At 69.2% G+C, this 17,427-nt stretch carries 18 protein-coding genes and 1 tRNA gene; 9 read left to right on the plus strand and 10 right to left on the minus strand.

Features of this window, described 5'->3' with window-relative positions:
- Positions 1-11: 11 nt before the first annotated feature.
- Entirely contained in the window at positions 12-614 is a 603-nt protein-coding gene (locus tag FB547_RS04715) for a CDP-alcohol phosphatidyltransferase family protein (protein ID WP_145740034.1), read from the minus strand.
- Between the two features lie 86 nt (positions 615-700).
- On the opposite strand from FB547_RS04715, the gene ruvB reads away from it, so the two are divergent.
- The 3 genes from ruvB to FB547_RS04730 all read left to right on the plus strand — a co-directional run bounded on the left by ruvB (position 701) and on the right by FB547_RS04730 (position 3,694).
- Positions 701-1,765, plus strand: coding sequence for a Holliday junction branch migration DNA helicase RuvB (ruvB, locus tag FB547_RS04720; protein WP_145740036.1), 1,065 nt, complete (start codon positions 701-703; stop codon positions 1,763-1,765).
- Positions 1,766-1,771: 6 nt separating this feature from the next.
- Positions 1,772-2,734 carry a CDF family Co(II)/Ni(II) efflux transporter DmeF gene (gene dmeF / locus FB547_RS04725; protein WP_145740038.1) on the plus strand — a complete coding sequence of 321 codons (963 nt, stop codon included), beginning with the start codon at positions 1,772-1,774 and terminating at the stop codon, positions 2,732-2,734.
- Between the two features lie 90 nt (positions 2,735-2,824).
- Positions 2,825-3,694: a UDP-2,3-diacylglucosamine diphosphatase gene (locus FB547_RS04730; protein ID WP_145740040.1), complete on the plus strand. Its 870-nt coding sequence runs from the start codon at positions 2,825-2,827 to the stop codon at positions 3,692-3,694.
- Between the two features lie 18 nt (positions 3,695-3,712).
- Here FB547_RS04730 and FB547_RS04735 read toward each other — a convergent pair whose 3' ends face one another.
- Genes FB547_RS04735 through FB547_RS04745 form a run of 3 tightly spaced genes read right to left on the minus strand, consistent with a single transcriptional unit; the run spans position 3,713 to position 5,926 of the window.
- A complete protein-coding gene (locus FB547_RS04735; RefSeq protein ID WP_145740042.1) occupies positions 3,713-5,002 on the minus strand; it encodes a c-type cytochrome in 1,290 nt (429 codons plus the stop codon).
- A gap of 7 nt (positions 5,003-5,009) precedes the next feature.
- A complete protein-coding gene (locus FB547_RS04740; RefSeq protein WP_145740044.1) occupies positions 5,010-5,741 on the minus strand; it encodes a c-type cytochrome in 732 nt (243 codons plus the stop codon).
- Complete coding sequence (locus FB547_RS04745) at positions 5,738-5,926, minus strand: DUF2970 domain-containing protein (protein ID WP_145740046.1); 189 nt, start codon at positions 5,924-5,926, stop codon at positions 5,738-5,740. Before FB547_RS04745 ends, FB547_RS04740 begins: the two co-directional genes overlap by 4 nt.
- A gap of 98 nt (positions 5,927-6,024) precedes the next feature.
- Between FB547_RS04745 and FB547_RS04750 the strand changes: the two genes are divergently transcribed.
- Positions 6,025-7,479, plus strand: a complete 1,455-nt coding sequence (locus FB547_RS04750) for a PLP-dependent aminotransferase family protein (RefSeq protein WP_145740047.1) — start codon at positions 6,025-6,027, stop codon at positions 7,477-7,479.
- Positions 7,476-8,138, plus strand: coding sequence for a DNA oxidative demethylase AlkB (alkB, locus tag FB547_RS04755; RefSeq protein ID WP_145740049.1), 663 nt, complete (start codon positions 7,476-7,478; stop codon positions 8,136-8,138). The genes FB547_RS04750 and alkB overlap by 4 nt, the downstream gene beginning before the upstream one ends.
- A 297-nt stretch (positions 8,139-8,435) precedes the next feature.
- Here the strand turns inward: alkB and FB547_RS04760 are convergent, their stop codons facing one another.
- Both FB547_RS04760 and FB547_RS04765 read right to left on the minus strand, forming a co-directional pair.
- Entirely contained in the window at positions 8,436-8,762 is a 327-nt protein-coding gene (locus FB547_RS04760) for an NIPSNAP family protein (RefSeq protein ID WP_145740051.1), read from the minus strand.
- A gap of 229 nt (positions 8,763-8,991) precedes the next feature.
- Positions 8,992-9,068: transfer RNA gene (locus FB547_RS04765), tRNA-Met, on the minus strand.
- Positions 9,069-9,216: 148 nt separating this feature from the next.
- Here FB547_RS04765 and FB547_RS04770 point away from each other — a divergent pair.
- Together FB547_RS04770 and FB547_RS33550 are read left to right on the plus strand one after the other, a co-directional pair.
- Positions 9,217-9,885: a sigma-70 family RNA polymerase sigma factor gene (locus FB547_RS04770; protein WP_145740053.1), complete on the plus strand. Its 669-nt coding sequence runs from the start codon at positions 9,217-9,219 to the stop codon at positions 9,883-9,885.
- Entirely contained in the window at positions 9,882-11,105 is a 1,224-nt protein-coding gene (locus FB547_RS33550) for a hypothetical protein (protein ID WP_261380211.1), read from the plus strand. The genes FB547_RS04770 and FB547_RS33550 overlap by 4 nt, the downstream gene beginning before the upstream one ends.
- 40 nt (positions 11,106-11,145) lie before the next feature.
- Here FB547_RS33550 and FB547_RS04780 read toward each other — a convergent pair whose 3' ends face one another.
- Positions 11,146-11,925, minus strand: coding sequence for an enoyl-CoA hydratase (locus tag FB547_RS04780; RefSeq protein WP_145740055.1), 780 nt, complete (start codon positions 11,923-11,925; stop codon positions 11,146-11,148).
- Between the two features lie 167 nt (positions 11,926-12,092).
- Here FB547_RS04780 and FB547_RS04785 point away from each other — a divergent pair, with 167 nt between their 5' ends.
- Complete coding sequence (locus FB547_RS04785) at positions 12,093-12,695, plus strand: DUF2325 domain-containing protein (protein ID WP_145740057.1); 603 nt, start codon at positions 12,093-12,095, stop codon at positions 12,693-12,695.
- Positions 12,696-12,702: 7 nt separating this feature from the next.
- Here FB547_RS04785 and FB547_RS04790 read toward each other — a convergent pair whose 3' ends face one another.
- Genes FB547_RS04790 through FB547_RS04800 form a run of 3 tightly spaced genes read right to left on the minus strand, consistent with a single transcriptional unit; the run spans position 12,703 to position 16,438 of the window.
- Complete coding sequence (locus FB547_RS04790; protein WP_145740059.1) at positions 12,703-14,559, minus strand: M61 family metallopeptidase; 1,857 nt, start codon at positions 14,557-14,559, stop codon at positions 12,703-12,705.
- The gene (locus FB547_RS04795; protein WP_145740061.1) at positions 14,559-15,281 is read right to left on the minus strand and encodes a DsbC family protein; all 723 of its coding nucleotides are present in this window, start codon (positions 15,279-15,281) and stop codon (positions 14,559-14,561) included. The genes FB547_RS04790 and FB547_RS04795 overlap by 1 nt, the downstream gene beginning before the upstream one ends.
- Positions 15,282-15,301: 20 nt before the next feature.
- The gene (locus FB547_RS04800; RefSeq protein WP_145740063.1) at positions 15,302-16,438 is read right to left on the minus strand and encodes an FAD-dependent monooxygenase; all 1,137 of its coding nucleotides are present in this window, start codon (positions 16,436-16,438) and stop codon (positions 15,302-15,304) included.
- 97 nt (positions 16,439-16,535) lie between these two features.
- Here FB547_RS04800 and FB547_RS04805 point away from each other — a divergent pair, with 97 nt between their 5' ends.
- A complete protein-coding gene (locus FB547_RS04805) occupies positions 16,536-17,417 on the plus strand; it encodes an MOSC domain-containing protein (RefSeq protein ID WP_145740065.1) in 882 nt (293 codons plus the stop codon).
- Positions 17,418-17,427: the final 10 nt, after the last annotated feature.

The raw sequence follows: 17,427 nt of genomic DNA on the forward strand, positions 1-17,427 counted from the left end.
CGTGTGCGGGTTTACGGCGCCTCGGCCAGCGCGCGGCGGACGCGGTTGACCACCGTCCAGGCCACGAGCACCGCGGCAAGCGGCATCAGCCACGCCGCCCAGCCCGGCAGCGGCCAGCCCAGCGCCACATAGAGGCCGAGCGCGCCGAACACGAAGGCGCGGTCGCTCTTGCCGAGCGGCCCGTCGTAGCGGCGCGAGGCACCCACCGTGGGGCCCAGCGCGCCCGCGAATTCGCTCAGGCCCGCCAGCACGATCACCGTGCCGACCCAGAACGGGCTGAACGGCTGCACCAGCGCAAACGGCAGGTACAGCGCGGCGTCGGAGACCACGTCGGTCAGCTCGTTGAGGAAGGCCCCGAGCCTGCTCTGCTGGCCGTGCTCGCGTGCCAGCATGCCGTCGATGGCGTTGAACGCCATGCGCACGAACATCCACGCCGGGATGAGCCCGAAGGCGGCCATCGACGGCGCCGCAAAGAAAAGCCAGAGCCCGAGGACGACCGAAATCGCGCACGCGGCCAGCGTGACCTGGTTGGCGGTGACGCCCAGGGCATGCAGGCGCCCGACGAGCGGCCGCAGCAGCCCCTGGAACCGTGGTTTCAGTTCGTAGATCGACACGTGCCGGCTTCCCCTCGTTTGTTATATGGCCGAAGCATTCTGCCAGTGTGGCAGGCACTAAACTCGTGCTCGCAGCCCCTCATTCCATGACCATCCAGACCGACGACTTCGCCCCTGCCCCGCCCCGCGTGGTGTCCGCCGCCCCCGCTTCGCCCCAGGAAGAGGCCATCGAGCGGGCGCTGCGCCCGAAGCTGCTCGACGAATACGTGGGCCAGGCCAAGGTGCGCGAGCAGCTCGAGATCTTCATCGGCGCGGCGCGCAAGCGCAAGGAAGCGCTCGACCACGTGCTGCTGTTCGGCCCGCCCGGCCTGGGCAAGACCACGCTGTCGCACATCATCGCGGCCGAGCTGGGCGTGAACCTGCGCCAGACCTCCGGGCCGGTGCTCGAAAAGCCCAAGGACCTGGCGGCGCTGCTGACCAACCTGGAGCCCAACGATGTGCTCTTCATCGACGAGATCCATCGCCTGAGCCCCGTGGTCGAGGAAATCCTCTACCCCGCGCTGGAGGACTACCAGATCGACATCATGATCGGCGAAGGCCCCGCGGCGCGCAGCATCAAGCTCGACCTGCAGCCCTTCACGCTGGTGGGCGCCACCACCCGCGCCGGCATGCTCACCAACCCGCTGCGCGACCGCTTCGGCATCGTGGCGCGGCTGGAGTTCTACACGCCCGAGGAACTGGCGCGCATCGTGCGGCGCAGCGCCGGCCTGCTCAAGGTGGACACCGACGCGGCCGGCGGCTTCGAGATCGCGCGCCGCTCGCGCGGCACGCCGCGCATCGCCAACCGCCTGCTGCGGCGCGTGCGCGACTACGCCGAGGTCAAGGGCAACGGCCGCATCACCGAGGACATCGCGCACAAGGCGCTCGCCATGCTCGACGTCGACCCGCAGGGCTTCGACCTGATGGACCGCAAGCTGCTCGAAGCCGTCATCCATCGCTTCGACGGCGGCCCGGTGGGCCTGGACAACGTGGCGGCCAGCATCGGCGAGGAGCGCGACACGATCGAGGACGTGATCGAGCCCTACCTGATCCAGCAGGGCTACCTGCAGCGCACGCCGCGTGGGCGCATCGCCACGCTGGCGGCCTACCGCCACCTGGGTGTGACGCCGCCTTCGAGCCGGTCCGACGGACAGGACCTCTTTGGAGTCTGACAACCCATGCATACCCATGACCTGAGTGCCTGGCAGCACGACCATCACTTCGGCGCTGGCAACGAATCGGCCGAGCGCAGCACCCGCCTCGTGATGTGGATCACCGCCGCAATGATGGTGGTCGAGATCGGTGCCGGCTGGTGGTTCAACTCCATGGCGCTCCTGGCCGACGGCTGGCACATGAGCTCGCACGCGCTGGCCATCGGCCTGAGCGCCTTCGCCTATGCGGCCGCGCGGCGCTACGCGCGCGATCCGCGCTTTGCCTTCGGCACCTGGAAGATCGAGGTGCTGGGCGGTTTTGCGAGCGCGCTGATGCTGCTCGGCGTGGCGGTACTGATGGTGGTGGGCTCGATCGAGCGGCTGCTCTCGCCCTCGGCCATCCACTACCGCGAAGCCGTGGCGGTGGCCGTGCTCGGGCTGGTGGTCAACCTGGTCTGCGCGCGGCTGCTGGGGTCGGCGCACCATCACGGGCATGGGCACGACCATGGCCATGGCCATGCGCACCATCATCACGACGACCATGGCCACGCGCACGGACATGACCTGAACCTGCGCTCGGCCTACCTGCACGTGGTGGCCGATGCCGCCACCTCGGTGCTGGCCATCGGCGCGCTGCTCGGCGGCTGGTTCTTCGGCTGGTCCTGGCTCGACCCGGTGATGGGCATCGTCGGCGCGGTGCTGGTGGCCGTGTGGGCCAAGAGCCTGCTCAAGGAAACTGGCAAGGTGCTGCTCGACCGCGAGATGGACCATCCCGTGACGGCCGAGATCCGTGAAGGCGTCGAAACGATGCTGGCCGATTCGGAAACCCGCGTGTCCGACCTGCACGTGTGGCGCGTGGGCCGCGAGGCCTATGCCTGCGCGCTCACGGTGGTGACGCACTCGCCCACGCTCACGGCCGACGAGGTGCGGGCCTGCTTCTCGATGCACGAGGAAATCCGCCACTCGACGGTCGAAATCCAACGCTGCTGAGGACGCCCCCCGAAGCGCGGCCTTCGGCGTCACCGATATGTCACGGGATCGCCATCGCCCGGTCACGCGTTGGTGGGAGCCTACCCGTCCATGCAACGCGACGATGCTTTCCTGCGCGCATGGCGCGACACCGCGACCCGGGCCCCCGAGCCGGAGGACGAGGATCTTGCGCGCCCGCCGCTGCGCTGCCGCACCCTCTGGATCTCCGACCTGCACCTGGGCACCCCCGGCTGCCAGGCCCGCGCGCTGCTCGATTTCCTGAAGCACACCGAGTGCGAGACCCTGTTCCTGGTCGGCGACATCATCGACGGCTGGCAGCTCAAGCGGAACTGGTACTGGCCGCAGGCGCACAACGACGTGATCCAGAAGCTGCTGCGCAAGGCGCGCAAGGGCACGCGCGTGATCTTCATCCCGGGCAACCACGACGAGTTCGCGCGCAAGTACCTGAACCACAACTTCGGCGGCATCGACGTGGCCGAGGAATGGATCCACGAGACCGCCGACGGCCGCAAGCTCTGGATCATCCACGGCGACCTCTTCGACGGCGTGATCCAGTGCGCCAAGTGGCTCGCGCACGTGGGCGATTCGCTCTATGAATTCACGCTCAAGCTCAACCGCCACCTGAACTCGCTGCGCGCACGCATGGGACTGCCGTACTGGTCGCTTTCCAAGTACCTCAAGGGCAAGGTCAAGCGCGCCGTGAGCTACGTGGGCGACTTCGAGAACGCCGTGGCGCGCGAGGCCCGCAAGCGCGGCGTGCAGGGCGTGGTCTGCGGCCACATCCACCATGCCGAGATGCGCGACATCGACGGCATCCTCTACTGCAACGACGGCGACTGGGTCGAGAGCCTGACGGCGCTCGCCGAGCATGCCGACGGCACGCTGGAGATCATCGACTGGTCGCAGCACATGCCGGTGCCGGCCAAAGCGGGCGCGCAGAACCAGCCCGTGGCGGCCTGAGCGGGCACTGCCAGCCCTTCAGCGCCGCATCGTGTCGAGCTGCGTCACGGGCGGGCTGTCATTGCCCCACGATCCGCGGATGAAGGTGAGCACCGCGGCCACGTCGGCCGCATCGAGCACTTGCCCGAACGGCGGCATGCCGTAGGGCCGCGGATTGCCAGCGGTGGAGGGCAGGTAGCCGCCGTGGGCGATCACCTGGATCAGGTTGGTCGTCTGTGCCATGTTCACGGCGCGGTTGCCCGCCAGCGGCGGAAAGGCGCCCGGCGCGCCCTGGCCCTGGTCGCCGTGGCAGTAGGCGCATTGCTGGTCGTAGATTTTGGCGCCGCGGGCCATGGTGCCGGCATCGCGGCGCGTGGACGCGGCTGCCGTGCGTACGGGCGCCGCAGGTTGCGCCGGCACGCCGGGCAGGTCTTTCAGGTAGCTGGCCATCGCGGCCAGGTCGGCCTCGCTCAGGTACTGCGTGCTGCGAAAGACCACGTCGGCCATCGGCCCCATGACCGAGCCGCGCGGCGCAACGCCGTTCCTGAGCAGAGCGACCACGTCGCCCGTCGGCCAATCGGCCACGCCGGCCTGGTGCGGGTCGGCAAGCGATGGCGCATACCAGTTCTCCACCGCGATCAGCCCGCCTGAGAGGCCCAGCTTCGCCTGCGTTGCGCCGAGCGAATCGCGGCTGCCGTGGCAGGCGATGCAATGGCCCAGCCCGCCGACCAGGTAGGCGCCGCGGTTCCATTCGGCCGGCTTGCCCGCGTTGGCCACGAAAGCCTCGGGCTTGAAGGAGAGCGCCCGCCAGACCGCGAGTGCGGCCTGCGTGTCGTAGGGAAAGCGCAGCCGATGCGCCAGGTTGGCCACGGGCGCGGGCGGCACGTTGCGCAGGTAGGCGTAGATGGCATCCGAGTCTTCGCGCGTGACCTGCGTGAAGTTCGGATAGGGGAAGGCGGGGTACAGCAGGCGGCCGTCCTTGCTGCGGCCGTTGTGCATCGCGCGCCAGAAGTGCGCGCTGCTCCAGCTGCCGATGCCGTTCTGCGCGTCGGGCGTGAGATTGCTCGAATACACGGTGCCGAAGGGCGTCTCGATCGGCAGCCCGCCGGCATAGGGCTGGCCGCCGCGCGTGGTGTGGCAGCCGGCGCAATTGCCGGCCAGCGCAAGGTAGCGCCCGCGTTCGACCAGCTGCGGCGTGGCGTTGAAGGCTTCGGCCTGTTCGGGTAGCGGGTCTTCGCCGCGCAGGTTCAGCGCGACGATGCCGCCGGCCGCCGCGCCCAGCAGCAGCACGAGAATCAACAGCGTCCAGCCGAGATGTCGCATCTTCATCGGCGCCTCACTTCGGCATGCCGCCGCAGCGCATCGGCAGTGCAGCGGGCAGCGAGGCAGCGGGCTTCGGATCGGCCGGCATCGGCTGCACCGCGAGCCAGCTGGCCACCGCATTGATGTCCGTGGTGGTCATGCGGCGGCCGATCTCGGCCATGCAGTCGGGCGCCAGCGCATGCCGCTCGCTGGTAAGCCAGGCGCCGAGCTGCGAGGACACGTAGAGGCGGGGCAGCCCCAGCAGCCCCGGAATGGCCGGCTGCACACCGGTGAGCGCGGCGCCGTGGCACTGCACGCAGGCCGGAATGCGCCTTGCCGCATCGCCTTCGAGCGCCAGCTGGCGGCCGCGCGCCAGCTGTGCGGGCGGCGCGTCGCTGGCAGGCGAGACGGGCGGGTAGGGCAGGTCCAGGCCCGCGAAGTATTCGGCCATTTCCATCAGGTAGGCGTCGGACAGGTGCTGCACCATGTAGCTCATGTCGGCGTTGAAGCGCCGGCCGTCGCGAAAGCTCCGCAGCTGGTTGAACAGGTAGCCCGCGGGCTTGCCCGAGAGGCGCGGAAAGTAGCCGGCGTTGGTGGTCGCGCCTTCGCGCCCGTGGCAGGCGATGCAGGCGGCCACGCGCTGTTCGATGTCGCTCGCGGAAGAGGCGGCCGGTGCGGCGGGCGCCGCCGCCATGGCGAAGATGCCGTGGCCGAGCAGCAGCAATGCAATCGCGGCGATGCGGCGGGCTGCGTTGTTCTTCTTCATGTGCCGGCCGCGAAGCGCGCCAGCGCCAGCAGTCCCGCAATGAGCAGCAGCACGGTAACCAGCGCAACGCCGATCAGCGGCAAGAGCCCCACCTGTGCGGTGCGCCGGTCGGCCTCCGCGCGGCGGCCGCCCAGCCCGATGAAACTCCAGAGAACCGCGCGTACCGCGCGCATGAGATTGGACATGCACCGACTGTGCCGCAAGCGCAGCCAAAAAAACAGATGCAGATCCAAACCAAATCACCGGTGCAGATAAAGTCCCACCGAATGAAGACCGCCCTGCCATGAAGCGCTACGAAGCCCTTGCCGCCGACATCGAGGCGTCGATCCGCCACGGCACGCTCAAGACCGGCGACCGCCTGCCCTCGGTGCGGCACACCGGCGAGAGCCGCGGCGTGAGCGCCTCCACCGTGTTCCAGGCGTACTACCTGCTGGAGGCGCGCGGCCTGGTGCGCGCGCGGGACCGCTCGGGCTACTACGTCACGGGCGGCGGGCTGCGCGATGCGCCGCCCGAGGCCAACCTCACGTCGCGCCCGGCCGAGGGCCCCAGGTCGCTCGACGTGAGCGACCACGTGTTCGACATCCTCGAGGCCAGCATGTCGCGCAAGGTGGTTCCCTTCGGCTCGGCGTTCCCGAGCCCGCTGTTGTTTCCGCTGGCACGGCTGGGCCAGTTCATGGCCGCGAGCGCCAAGTCGCTCGATCCGTGGAGCACCGTGGACGACCTCACGCCCGGCAGCGCGGCCCTGCGCCGGCAGATCGCGCTGCGCTACCTGGGCGACGGCATGCAGGTGCCGGCCGACGAGATCGTCGTCACCAACGGTGCGCTGGAGGCGCTCAACCTGTGCCTCGCGGCGGTCACGCGCCCGGGCGATTCGGTGATCGTCGAATCGCCCACCTTCTATGCGGCCCTGCAGGCGCTGGAGCGCATGGGCCTGCGAGCGATCGAGGTGCCGACGCATCCCGGCGAAGGCATCGACCTGGGGGCGCTGGAGCTGGCCATTGCGGCGCACCGGCCCAAGGCCTGCTGGCTCATGACCACTTTCCAGAACCCGCTCGGCAGCCTGATGCCCGACGCGAAGAAGAAGGCGCTGGTCGAACTGCTCGCACGGCATGCGCTGCCGCTGATCGAGGACGACGTGTATGCCGAGCTCTACTTCGGCGACCGGCGCCCGCCGCCGGCCAAGGCCTTCGACACGCAGGGCCTCGTGCTGCATTGCTCGTCTTTCTCGAAATGCCTGGCACCGGGGTACCGCATCGGGTGGGCATCAGCCGGGCGCTTCGCGCGCAACGTGGCGCGGCTGAAGCTGACGACCACGCTCAGCACCTCGGTGCCCGCGCAGCTCGCGCTGGCAAGCTACCTCGAAAAAGGCGGGCTCGACAAGCACCTGCGCAAGCTGCGCCAGGTGCTGGCCGTGCAGCAGGCGAGCTTTGCGCAGGCAGTGGGCCACTACTTTCCTGCGGGCACGCGCGCCACGCGGCCGCTGGGCGGCTATTTCATGTGGGTCGAGCTGCCGGCGCAGGTCGACGCTCTCGCGATCCATGCGCAAGCGCTGGAGCGCGGCATCAGCGTGGCGCCCGGGCCCATTTTTTCGGCCACGCGCGGCTTCACGCACTGCCTGCGGCTGAACTATGGGCATGCCTGGGACGCGCAGAGCGAAAAGGCGATGCAGACCCTGGGGCGATTGGTGGCAGCGGCCGCGGCAGGCAGCCCGCCGCGCGAGAAAATCGTGCTGCCGTGACCTTCGACCTTTTCTCCGATGCCCTCGAAGATGCCGCATCGCCGCGCGGCAAGCAGTCGATCGGGCCCGGTGCGTTCGTCCTGCGCGGATTCGCGCTGCCTTGTGTCGACGAACTGCTGTCCGGGCTGCACGAGGTCGAGCATCGCGCCGCCTTCCGCCACCTGGTAACCCCCGGCGGCTTCACGATGTCGGTTGCGATGACCAACTGCGGCCGGCTCGGCTGGATCTCGGACCGGCGCGGCTACCGCTATGGCGAGCACGATCCCGAAACAGGCCTGCCCTGGCCCGCGATGCCGGCCGCTTTCGCGCGCCTGGCCAAGGCATCGGCCGCCGAGGCCGGGTTTGCGGACTTCGAGCCCGACGCCTGCCTGGTGAACCGCTATGAGCCCGGCACGCGCCTGTCGCTGCACCAGGACAAGGACGAGCGCGACTACGGCGCGCCCATCGTCTCGGTATCGCTCGGCATGCCGGCCACCTTTCTCTTCGGCGGACTCGCCCGCAGCGACAAGGCCGCCCGCATTCCGCTGGTGCACGGCGACGTGGCGGTGTGGGGCGGGCCCGACCGGCTGCGCTACCACGGCGTGCTGCCGCTGGAAGACCGGCCGCACGCGCTGCTGGGCCGCCGGCGCATCAACCTGACTTTTCGCAAAGCGGGATGAAGCGGCCGCTCAAGTCAAATTGATGACTTGTTCCTTTTTTCTGTGCACAACTCTGTGGGTTGTCTGAGGACCAGGGTCGGCGGAGCCAGCATTGACGGGGGTTGGCACTAGGTTGCCTGCGGAATGGGCAGGGGGTGGAGCGGTGGAAAAACGCGGGGCGCCTGGAACGGATGTCTCGAAAAATCGAGCCGAATTCGTGACATACATCACGCTTGGGCGAGAGGACGCGATTTCATGGGAGCCCCCAAGGACCTGTCGGAAAGCACTGCGCGCCGCTCCCGTCCACCGCGGAAGAGACTATTTCGCAGGCGAGAAAGAGGTTGGCGCCAAGAACGAGTTGTCCATCTTCGCAACGATCGGTCCGGCTGCCTCGCTCGCCTTTCTGACCTCGACCCATTCGGGATCGACGACGAACTTGCCCCACTTGGTCTCACGATCGGCCAGGCTCTCCCAGACAAGCATGTAGGTCAGCGCGTTGCTGTCAGGTCCGACGGCAGTCGTCCAATATCCGAGCTGACGAATTCCCAGCCGATTCCAGATGCCCACGGTGTGGTCGCGAAATCTGGCAAGAACGTCGGGTAGGCGGCCAGGCATTGCGGTATAGACGCGCAGTTCGTAGATCATCGACCTCAGTCCTGAAAAGATGGTTGCGAGTTGACGGGGTGGCGGGCACGACCGCCCGCTCACATTGTGCTGCCAGAGGTCTATCCACCGTCAAAGGAGATGGTGCAGTGACTGCGCAATGCCTCGGAAGCACCCGGACTGATGCGGGAGCAAGCGCAATGAAAAAAGCCCCAAGTAGTTGATTTACTTGGGGCTTTTAAGCTTCAGCGATCGATCGCTGAAGCAGTGTTGGTGGCTCTTCACGGACTCGAACCGCGGACCTGTGGATTATGATTCCATCGCTCTAACCGACTGAGCTAAAGAGCCGTTCGGCACAGTTTTGTGCCGAGCCCAAGATTATAGCGCAGGCTGCGGGTCCCGAATCAAGCCCGGCGCGAAGCACTCGGTGTCTTTTTTGCGATGGCCGACCCCGAAGCCGGCCGCCGCCCGTACAACCCCGGGTGAAAATCCGCCGATGTCTGCGCTGCCCCGCGCCCCTTCCGCCAAAGCCGCCACCGAGCGCGACGCCATGCCCGACGACCAGTTGATGCTGGCCTACGCGCGCGGCGATGGCGCGGCGTTCGACGTGCTCTATGCGCGCCACGAGGGCGGGCTGTTCCGCTTCGTCAAGCGGCTGCTGGGCACCCGGCTGGCCGCGCAGGCAGACGAGGTGTTCCAGGACACCTGGGTGCGCATCATTTCGGCGCGCGACAGCTTCTCGCCGCAGGGCGCCGCCTGGCGCACCTGGGCCTTCACGATCGCGCACAACCTGGCGATGGACCGGCTGCGCGTGAGCGGGCGCGAGGTGGCGCTCGATGCGCATCCGGGCGATGGCGACGACGCTGCCTTTCCCACGCTCGACCGCGGCGTGCGCGGCGCGATGGATGCCGCGGCGCATCCGTCTGCCGAAGAACTCGCGTTCTGGCGCGCCGCCGGCCGGCGCCTGCTGGCCTGTCTGGACGAATTGCCGCCCGAGCAGCGCGCCGCGTTCCTGCTGCACCATGAAGACGGGCTGACCGTCGAAGCGCTCGCGGCCAGCCTGCAGATCGGCTTCGAAACCGTGCGAAGCCGCCTGCGCTATGGGCTACAGAAACTGCGCGCCTGCATGGAACGCTACCTGTCGGTGCTGGAGCAGCGCGCATGAACACCGGCGGCGGCAACGGCACCCCCGGCTTTGAAGATGGCGCCGAGGACGCGGCGCTGCGCGATCCCGCACTGCGCCGGGCGCTCGACCACGCGCCCGACAGCGATGCATTGCCTGATCCGCGCACCCGCGACGCGATCCGGAAGATGGCGCACAACCTCGCGCCCATTCCCGCGGCGGCGCCGGCGGCCGAAGACAAGGGTGCCGCGCCTTGGTGGCGCCGGCTGTTCGGTGGTGGCGGAGGGTCGCATGCCCGCATGCCGTGGAACGCGGCCTTTGCGACCGTGCTGCTGGCCACCTTCGTGACCGTGCTCTGGCACCGCGAACCGGTGCCCGATGCGCGGCTGGATGGAGAGGCGGGCGTTGCCTCGGCGCCTGCGACCGCTCCGGAGGCGGCGCCGTCTGCGGCTGCAGTTCCGGGCCCAACCGCGGCTCAGGCGCCAGCGCCAGCTCAAGCACCGGCACCAGCTGCGGTACCAGCGCCGGCTCCGGCGCAGCCCGAAGCGGCGCGAGACGCGGTGGGCGAAGAGTCAATGCGAAGCAGGGATATCGCAGTGCGCCGATCGGCGCCGCCGCCCTCCGGCGAGAAGGAGGCTGCTGTACCGGCGCCAGAGCCCCAGATCAGCCAGGCAGCGCCAGAGTCCTTGCCACTTCCCGCACCAGCATCACCAGCAGCAGCGATCGCACCGGCGCCGCCTCCTGCCGCCATGGCTCCCGCAGCGCCGCCCGTCACCCGCGAGGCGGTCAGCGGCGACGTTTCTGCTTCCTCTCCAGCCCTGTCGGCGCCGCAGCGCAGCCCCAGTGCCGAGGCCTCCAGCATGTTGCGTTCGGCCCCCGCGCCGCGCGCGGCTGTGGTGGCTGGCAAGGCCGCGGCGAGCCCGGCGGAGGGCGCCGCTGCGTTCTCGGCGCTCGACCAATGGACCTCGCTGAACGCGACACGCGCCGGGCAGGGCGCGCGCCATGCGCGCGGCGACACCGAGGGGCTGGCCGCGCTGGTCAACACGCTGGCCCGTTCGGCCACCACCGCGCCGGGCGCCGAGCTGGCCGCGCCGGTCGAGGCGCGGCTGGAGCTCTACCGCGGCGGCACCTTGCTCGCGGTACTCGAGATCGCGGGCGACCAGGTGCGCTGGACGCCGCAGGGGGCGGGAGCTGGCGCCTCGGTCGGCACGCCGCCGGCGCCGGCGCTGGCCGAATTGAGGGCGCTGCTCGCGCGCCAGTAGTGCGGGGGGCGGCGAGGGGCGCGGCCCCGCGCGCTGTCGCTCAGGCGTTCTTGAAGTCCGGCTGGCGCTTGGCGAGGAAGGCGTCCATGCCTTCCTTCTGGTCGGCCGTGGCAAACAGCGCATGGAACAGCCGGCGCTCGAACATCACGCCGTCGGAGAGGCCGCTCTCGAAGGCGCGGTTGACCGACTCCTTGGCCGCCATCACCGCGATCTGCGAATAGCCCGCGATGACCAGCGCGGCACCGAGCGCCTCGTCGGCCAGCTTTTCATAAGGCACCACGCGGCTCACGAGGCCCGCGCGTTCGGCTTCGGCGGCGTCCATCATGCGGGCGGTGAGCGCCATGTCCATGGCCTTGCTCTTGCCCACCGCGCGCGGCAGGCGCTGCGTGCCGCCGGCGCCGGGGATCACGCCGATCTTGATTTCGGGCTGGCCGAACTTGGCGTTGTCGGCCGCAATGATGAAGTCGCACATCATCGCAAGCTCGCAGCCGCCGCCCAGCGCGAAGCCACTCACGGCCGCGATCACGGGCTTGCGGATCGAGCGGATGGTTTCCCAGTTGCGCGTGATGTAGTCGCCCTTGTAGGTGTCGATGAAGCTGTACTTGGCCATGGCGGCGATGTCGGCGCCGGCCGCAAAGGCGCGTTCGCTGCCCGTCAGGATGATGCAGCCGATGGCGTCGTCGGCGTCGAAGGCCTTGAGCGCGGTGCCCAGCTCGGTCATGAGCGCGTCGTTGAGCGCGTTGAGCGCCTTGGGCCGGTTGAGGGTGATGATGCCGACCTTGCCTGCTTCGGTCCGCACTTCGATGTTTTCGTAGCTCATGGTGTCTCCGGGAGAAGGAAAAAACGCGCTTCACTATACCCAGCATCCGGCGCAGGCGCGCTGGCGGCGGTTGGTGCGCACAGCCGCTTGCCACCGCCGAGTCCACTTCGTCTTCGGGGCCTAGTTGAGAATTGATCTCATCTAGAATGCCCGCCATGGAGTTCCCGATGCAAGAACATGCCGTGCTGCTGCGGGCCTATGCCCGGGTCCAGGAACGCTGCTCGCAAGTGATGGCCGAGCAGGCCGCGCGCATCGCGCAACTCGAGGCGCAGGTTGTGCGGCTGCGCGGCGCGCTGGTGGCGCGCGATTCCGCCGTTGCGATCGTGCGCGAAGAACTCGCGGCGCGCGCCGCCGCGGGCCGTGCGCTGCCGAAGCGCCTCGATGCGCTGCTGGCACCGGCGGCAAGCCGGCGCCGCGCCATGCCGCGGCCCCATGACGCGGCCCCGGCCGACCTGCGCGAAAAGGCGGTGCTGTGCGTCGGCCGCGAGGAAGATGCGCCATCGCTCGCGCGGCAGCTGGTGGAGATTGCCGGCGGCCGCTACCTGCACCACGACGGCGGCGACGATGCCGACGAGCTGGCACTCGAAGCTGGGCTGCGCGCCGCCGACCTTGTCATCTGCCAGACCGGCTGTGTGAGCCACGGCGCCTACTGGCGCGTGCAGGACCATTGCCGGCGAACCGGCAAGCCCTGCGTGCTGGTGGGCGAGCCGCAGCCGATCCAGTTCGTGCGGCAGCCGCCGGCCGCCGCTGCCACGGAAAGCGAACGCTAGCGGGTTCTCAGCGCCGCGCGCCCGGCGCGAGCCAGGCCGCGATCTTTGCCGCGTCGTGCGAGAACAGCCGCCAGGTGGTTGCGCCTTCCGGCAGCACCAGCGGCAGCCTCAGCAGCTTGCGGTCGCGCGCCACCAGTGCGGTGCAGCGCGTGGCGTCGCCGAGGTACAGCGCCAGGTCGTCGAGCTTGGCGATGCGCCAGGCCTGCGCGGGGCGCTGCTGGCCCTTGCGGCCGATGGCGGGCAGTTCGATGCCGATCCACTCGTCGTTGGCCGAGAAGCCGGCCTTTTCGGCGGCGCCGCCGCGCAGCACCACCTTGACCTGGACGCTGCCGTTGGCCTCGGCCACGCGCAGGCCCAGCGCCTGCGCCTGCTGCGAGGGGTCTTCGAGCGCGGCCACGCCGTGCGCGCGCAGCAGTTCGGCCAGCGGCAGTTCGTCGGTCGAGTGGATCCACTGCGCGATTTCTGCCGCATAGGAGCGGCCGCCCACGGCCTCGAGCGCCGCGGCCACGTCGGCTTCGCTGATCGGGCCGCCATCGCTTTGCGCCCACAGGTGGCGCATCACGTCGTCGAGCGTGCCCTTGCCTTCGCGGCGCAGGGTGAGGTCGAAGCACAGCGCCACCAGCGCGCCCTTGGTGTAGTAGCTGACGGTGCCGTTGGGCGTCTGCTCGTCCTGTCGGTAGTACTTGACCCAGGCGTCGAAGCTCGCGTCGGCCACCGACTGGACGAGCCGGCCCGGCGTCTGCAGCACCTGGTTGATGGTCTTGTTGAGCAGACGCAGGTAGCCCGCATCGTCGATGCGGCCGGCGCGGCGCAGCAGCAGGTCGTCGAAGTAGCTGGTGAAGCCCTCGAAGAACCACAGCATGTGCGTGTAGTTCTCGCGGCCGTAGTCGTAGTGCGCGAATTCCGCCGGGCGCATGCGCTTGACGTTCCAGGTGTGGAAGTACTCGTGGCTGATCAGGCCCATCAGCGTGGTGTAGCCCTCGGGCTGTTTCTTCGCGCCGCGCTGCGGCAGGTCGCGCCGGTTGCAGATCAGCGCGGTGGAGTGCCGGTGCTCGAGCCCGCCGTAGCCGTCGTCCACGGCATTGAGCATGAACACGTAGCGGTCGATCGGCGGCTTGGGGCCGCCCCGTTTGCCGGCCTTGTCGCCGTGCCAGAAGCGGATCTCGGCTTCGCAGATGGCCTGCGTGTCGGCAATCAGGCGTTCGCCGTCGAACGAGGCGGCGGCACCCGCGATGACGAAGCGGTGCGGCACGCCGCAGGCTTCGAACTCGGCGCTCCAGAAGGGGCCCATCTCGACCGGGCTGTCGGCCAGCTCGTCGTAGCCGGCGGCCAGGTAGCGGCCGAAGCCGTGCTTGTCGATCTTCGCGGGCACGAGCGCGGTGGCGCACGACCAGCGCGCATCGTCGCCGGGCGGCAAAGCGGGCGCGCTGATTTCCAGCACATGCGGCGCATCGGCCTGGCCCTCGACGCGCAGGCACAGGCTGGTGCCGTTGAAGAAGCCGCGGCCGGCATCGAGCCAGGCGGTGCGCACCGAGTTGTCGTAGGCGCAGACCTGGTAGTGCAGCACCAGCGGCTGGCCCGGCACGCAGTCGACCTGCCAGCTGCACTTGTCGAGCTGCGTCAGCGCGGGTTTGCGGCGTCCTTGCGTGGCGCGCAGGCCCTGCAGGTTCTTGGCGAACTCACGCACCAGGTAGCTGCCTGGAATCCACACCGGCAGCGCCACGCGCTGCTGCGCGGCGGGGGCCTCGATGGTCAGGGTGACGGCGAACAGGTGTGCATGCAGGTCGGCGCACTCGATGCGGTAGTGCACTGCGGCGGCCGGCGCAGCCGCTCGCGCGCGCCGGGAAACGGTCGGCGCGGCCATCAGTTGATGGAGGCAGCGAGTTGCTTCTCGACCTGGTCCGCGGGAATGGCGCCCGGCGCGCGGGTGCCGTCGCTGAAGATCAGCGTGGGCGTGCCGGTGATGTTGTACTTGCGGCCGAACTCGACGTTGCGCTGCAGCGCCGTGACGTCGCAGCTGGTTGCCGCGGTGGCGGGCTTGACGCTGGTTTCCATCCAGTCGCCCCAGGCCTTGCCCTTGTCCTTGCTGCACCAGATGTCGCGCGACTTGACGGCCGAATCGGGGCCGAGCACCGGGTAAAGGAACAGGTAGACGGTGACGTTGTCGACGGTCTTCATGTCTTTCTCGAAGCGCTTGCAGTAGCCGCAGTTCGGGTCTTCGAACACCGCGAGCTTGCGCTTGCCGCTGCCGCGCACGATCTTGATGGCGTCTTTCACGGGCAGCTTGTCGAACGAGACCTGGCTGAGCTTCTCGATGCGCTCCTCGGTCAGGTTCTTGCGCGCATTCACGTCGATCAGGTTGCCCTGCAGCAGGTAGTTGCCCTGCTCGTCGGTGTAGTAGATCTGGAAGCCGTTCACGCGCACTTCGTAGAGGCCCGGCAGCGGCGACTTGGTGACTTCGTCGATGGCGGGGAACTGCGGAATGCGTGCCGGAAGGTTCTTGCGGATCTCGGCCTCACCGGCCAGGGCCGTAGCGGCCGCAGCCAGCGTGCAGGCGGCGAGAAGAAGGTTGCGTGCGAGTTTCATTGGAAGTCCGGTCGATGGATTCATGCCTTCAAGCCCATCGCCTGGTTGGCGATCCAGTGCTTGAGGAGGCGCGTGCGGTCGAAGCCGCGCATGCCCCAGTTGCGCAGCGCGGGCAGGGGCCCCACGCTGTGCGAGAACAGCTGCTGCAGGCCGTCGGTGGCCAGGCTCATCTGCAGCACGTCGGCGCGGCGCGCGCGTTCGTAGCGGCGCAGCAGGCGCGGATCGCCCACGCTGCGCCAGTATTCGCGCTGGCGGATCACGTCGGCCAGCATGGCCGCATCGGCCAGGCCCAGGTTGAGGCCCTGGCCTGCGAGCGGATGCACCGTGTGGGCCGCATCGCCGGCCAATGCCCACGACTGCGCAGCCGTACCCTGCGCCTGCGGCATGGTGCCGGTCCAGCGGTCGGCAATGGCGCGCGCGAGCGGCCAGGCGGCGCGCTCGCTTGTAAGCCGAAGCGGGCCGAGCGCGCCATGGCTGGCTTCGCTCACCGCGGCGTTGAATTCCTCGTCGCCTTGCGCCAGCAGCGCGGGCGCGCGGAGCTGGTCGACCGACCACACCAGCGCCAGCGAACGGCCCTGCACGCCGCCCATCGGCAGCAGCGCCAGCACCTCGCCCGTGTCGTTGAACCACTGGCGCGCCACGCCGTCGTGTGGCTGCGCCGCTTCGAGCCGCGCCGCAATCGCATGCTGCGGATAGCGCGTGACGGCATAGCTCACGCCAAGCGCGTCGCGCGTGGCGCTGGCCTTGCCTTCGCACACCACGGTAAGCGGCGCGGGCACGGGTGCAGCCACGACCTCCACCTGGGGCTGGAAGCGCACCGCATCGGCCAGCTGCTGTTCGAGCGCCGGCACGTCGACGATCCAGGCCAGCGCATCGACCTTCTGCCGCACGGCGCTGAACTGCACGCGCCCGCCCTCGTCGCCGTGCACGAGCATTTCGCGCACCGGCGTGGCATGCGCGGCGTCCGGCCAGGCGCGCAGCGATTCGAGCAGGGTGCGGGAGGCGGTGTTCAGCGCATAGGCCCGGATGTCCTGCTTGCCGGCCGCGGCGGGCGGAACCACCAGCGCGACGCGCACGCGCTCGCGTGCGAGCAGCAGGGCCAGCGTGCGGCCCACGATGCCGGCGCCACGAATGCAAACTTCAGGAGGGAGGGCCATCCGGCCATTGTAAGAACAAGCCCAATCCCGGGCTGCGCCCTGGCGGGCCGATGCGGGACAATCGCGGCCCAATTCCAAGGAATCCAAGGAACCCCACGTGCCACAGTCCGCCTTCGACATTGAAGCCACCATTGCGCGCCTGTTCGTCTACCCCGTGAAATCGTGCGCGGGGGTCGAGCTTCCCGAGGCGTTGCTGACCGAAACCGGCCTGGAATTCGACCGCGCCTGGATGGTGGTCGACGCCCAGGGCGAATTCGTGACCCAGCGGCAATTGCCGCGCATGGCGCTGATCCGTCCGCAGATGAAGCACATGGAAGTGGTGCTGCGCGCGCCGGGCATGCTGGCCCTGCACCTGGCGTTCGACCGGGTCGAAAAGCCGGTGCGCGTGCGGGTCTGGAAGGACGAGGTGGCGGCCTACGACATGGGCGACATCGCCGCCCAGTGGTTCAGCGACTTTCTCTCCGAGCCGGGCAAGCCGCAGGCGCTGCGGCTGGTGCGCTTCGACCCCGAGCACAAGCGCCTGTCGAGCCTGCAGTGGACCGATGGCATCGAGGCGACCAATCAGTTCACCGACGGCTTTCCGCTGCTGGTGGCCAGCGAGGGTTCGCTGGGCGAGCTCAACGAACGGCTGGCCGCCGCGGGCCACGATGCGGTCGGCATCGAGCGCTTCCGGCCGAACATCGTGCTGGCCGGCATCGAATCGCACGACGAGGACCGGGTCGATGCACTGCACGTCGCCACCGGCGAAGGCGAGGCCGAGCTCAAGCCCGTCAAGCCCTGCACCCGCTGCCCGATTCCCGACATCGACCCAGCCACGGCCTCGAGCAGCCCCGAGGTCGGCGACATGCTGCGCACCTACCGCGCCGATCCGCGCGTCGACGGGCGCATCACCTTCGGCATGAACTGCATCGTGCTGCAGGGCGTGGAGCACATGCTCAAGGTGGGGCAGCCGGTAGGCGCGAACTACCGCTTCGACTAGGCCCTGGCCG

Origin of the sequence: Variovorax beijingensis, assembly GCF_007828835.1 — a bacterium.
In the GTDB taxonomy this organism is placed as follows: domain Bacteria; phylum Pseudomonadota; class Gammaproteobacteria; order Burkholderiales; family Burkholderiaceae_C; genus Variovorax; species Variovorax beijingensis_A.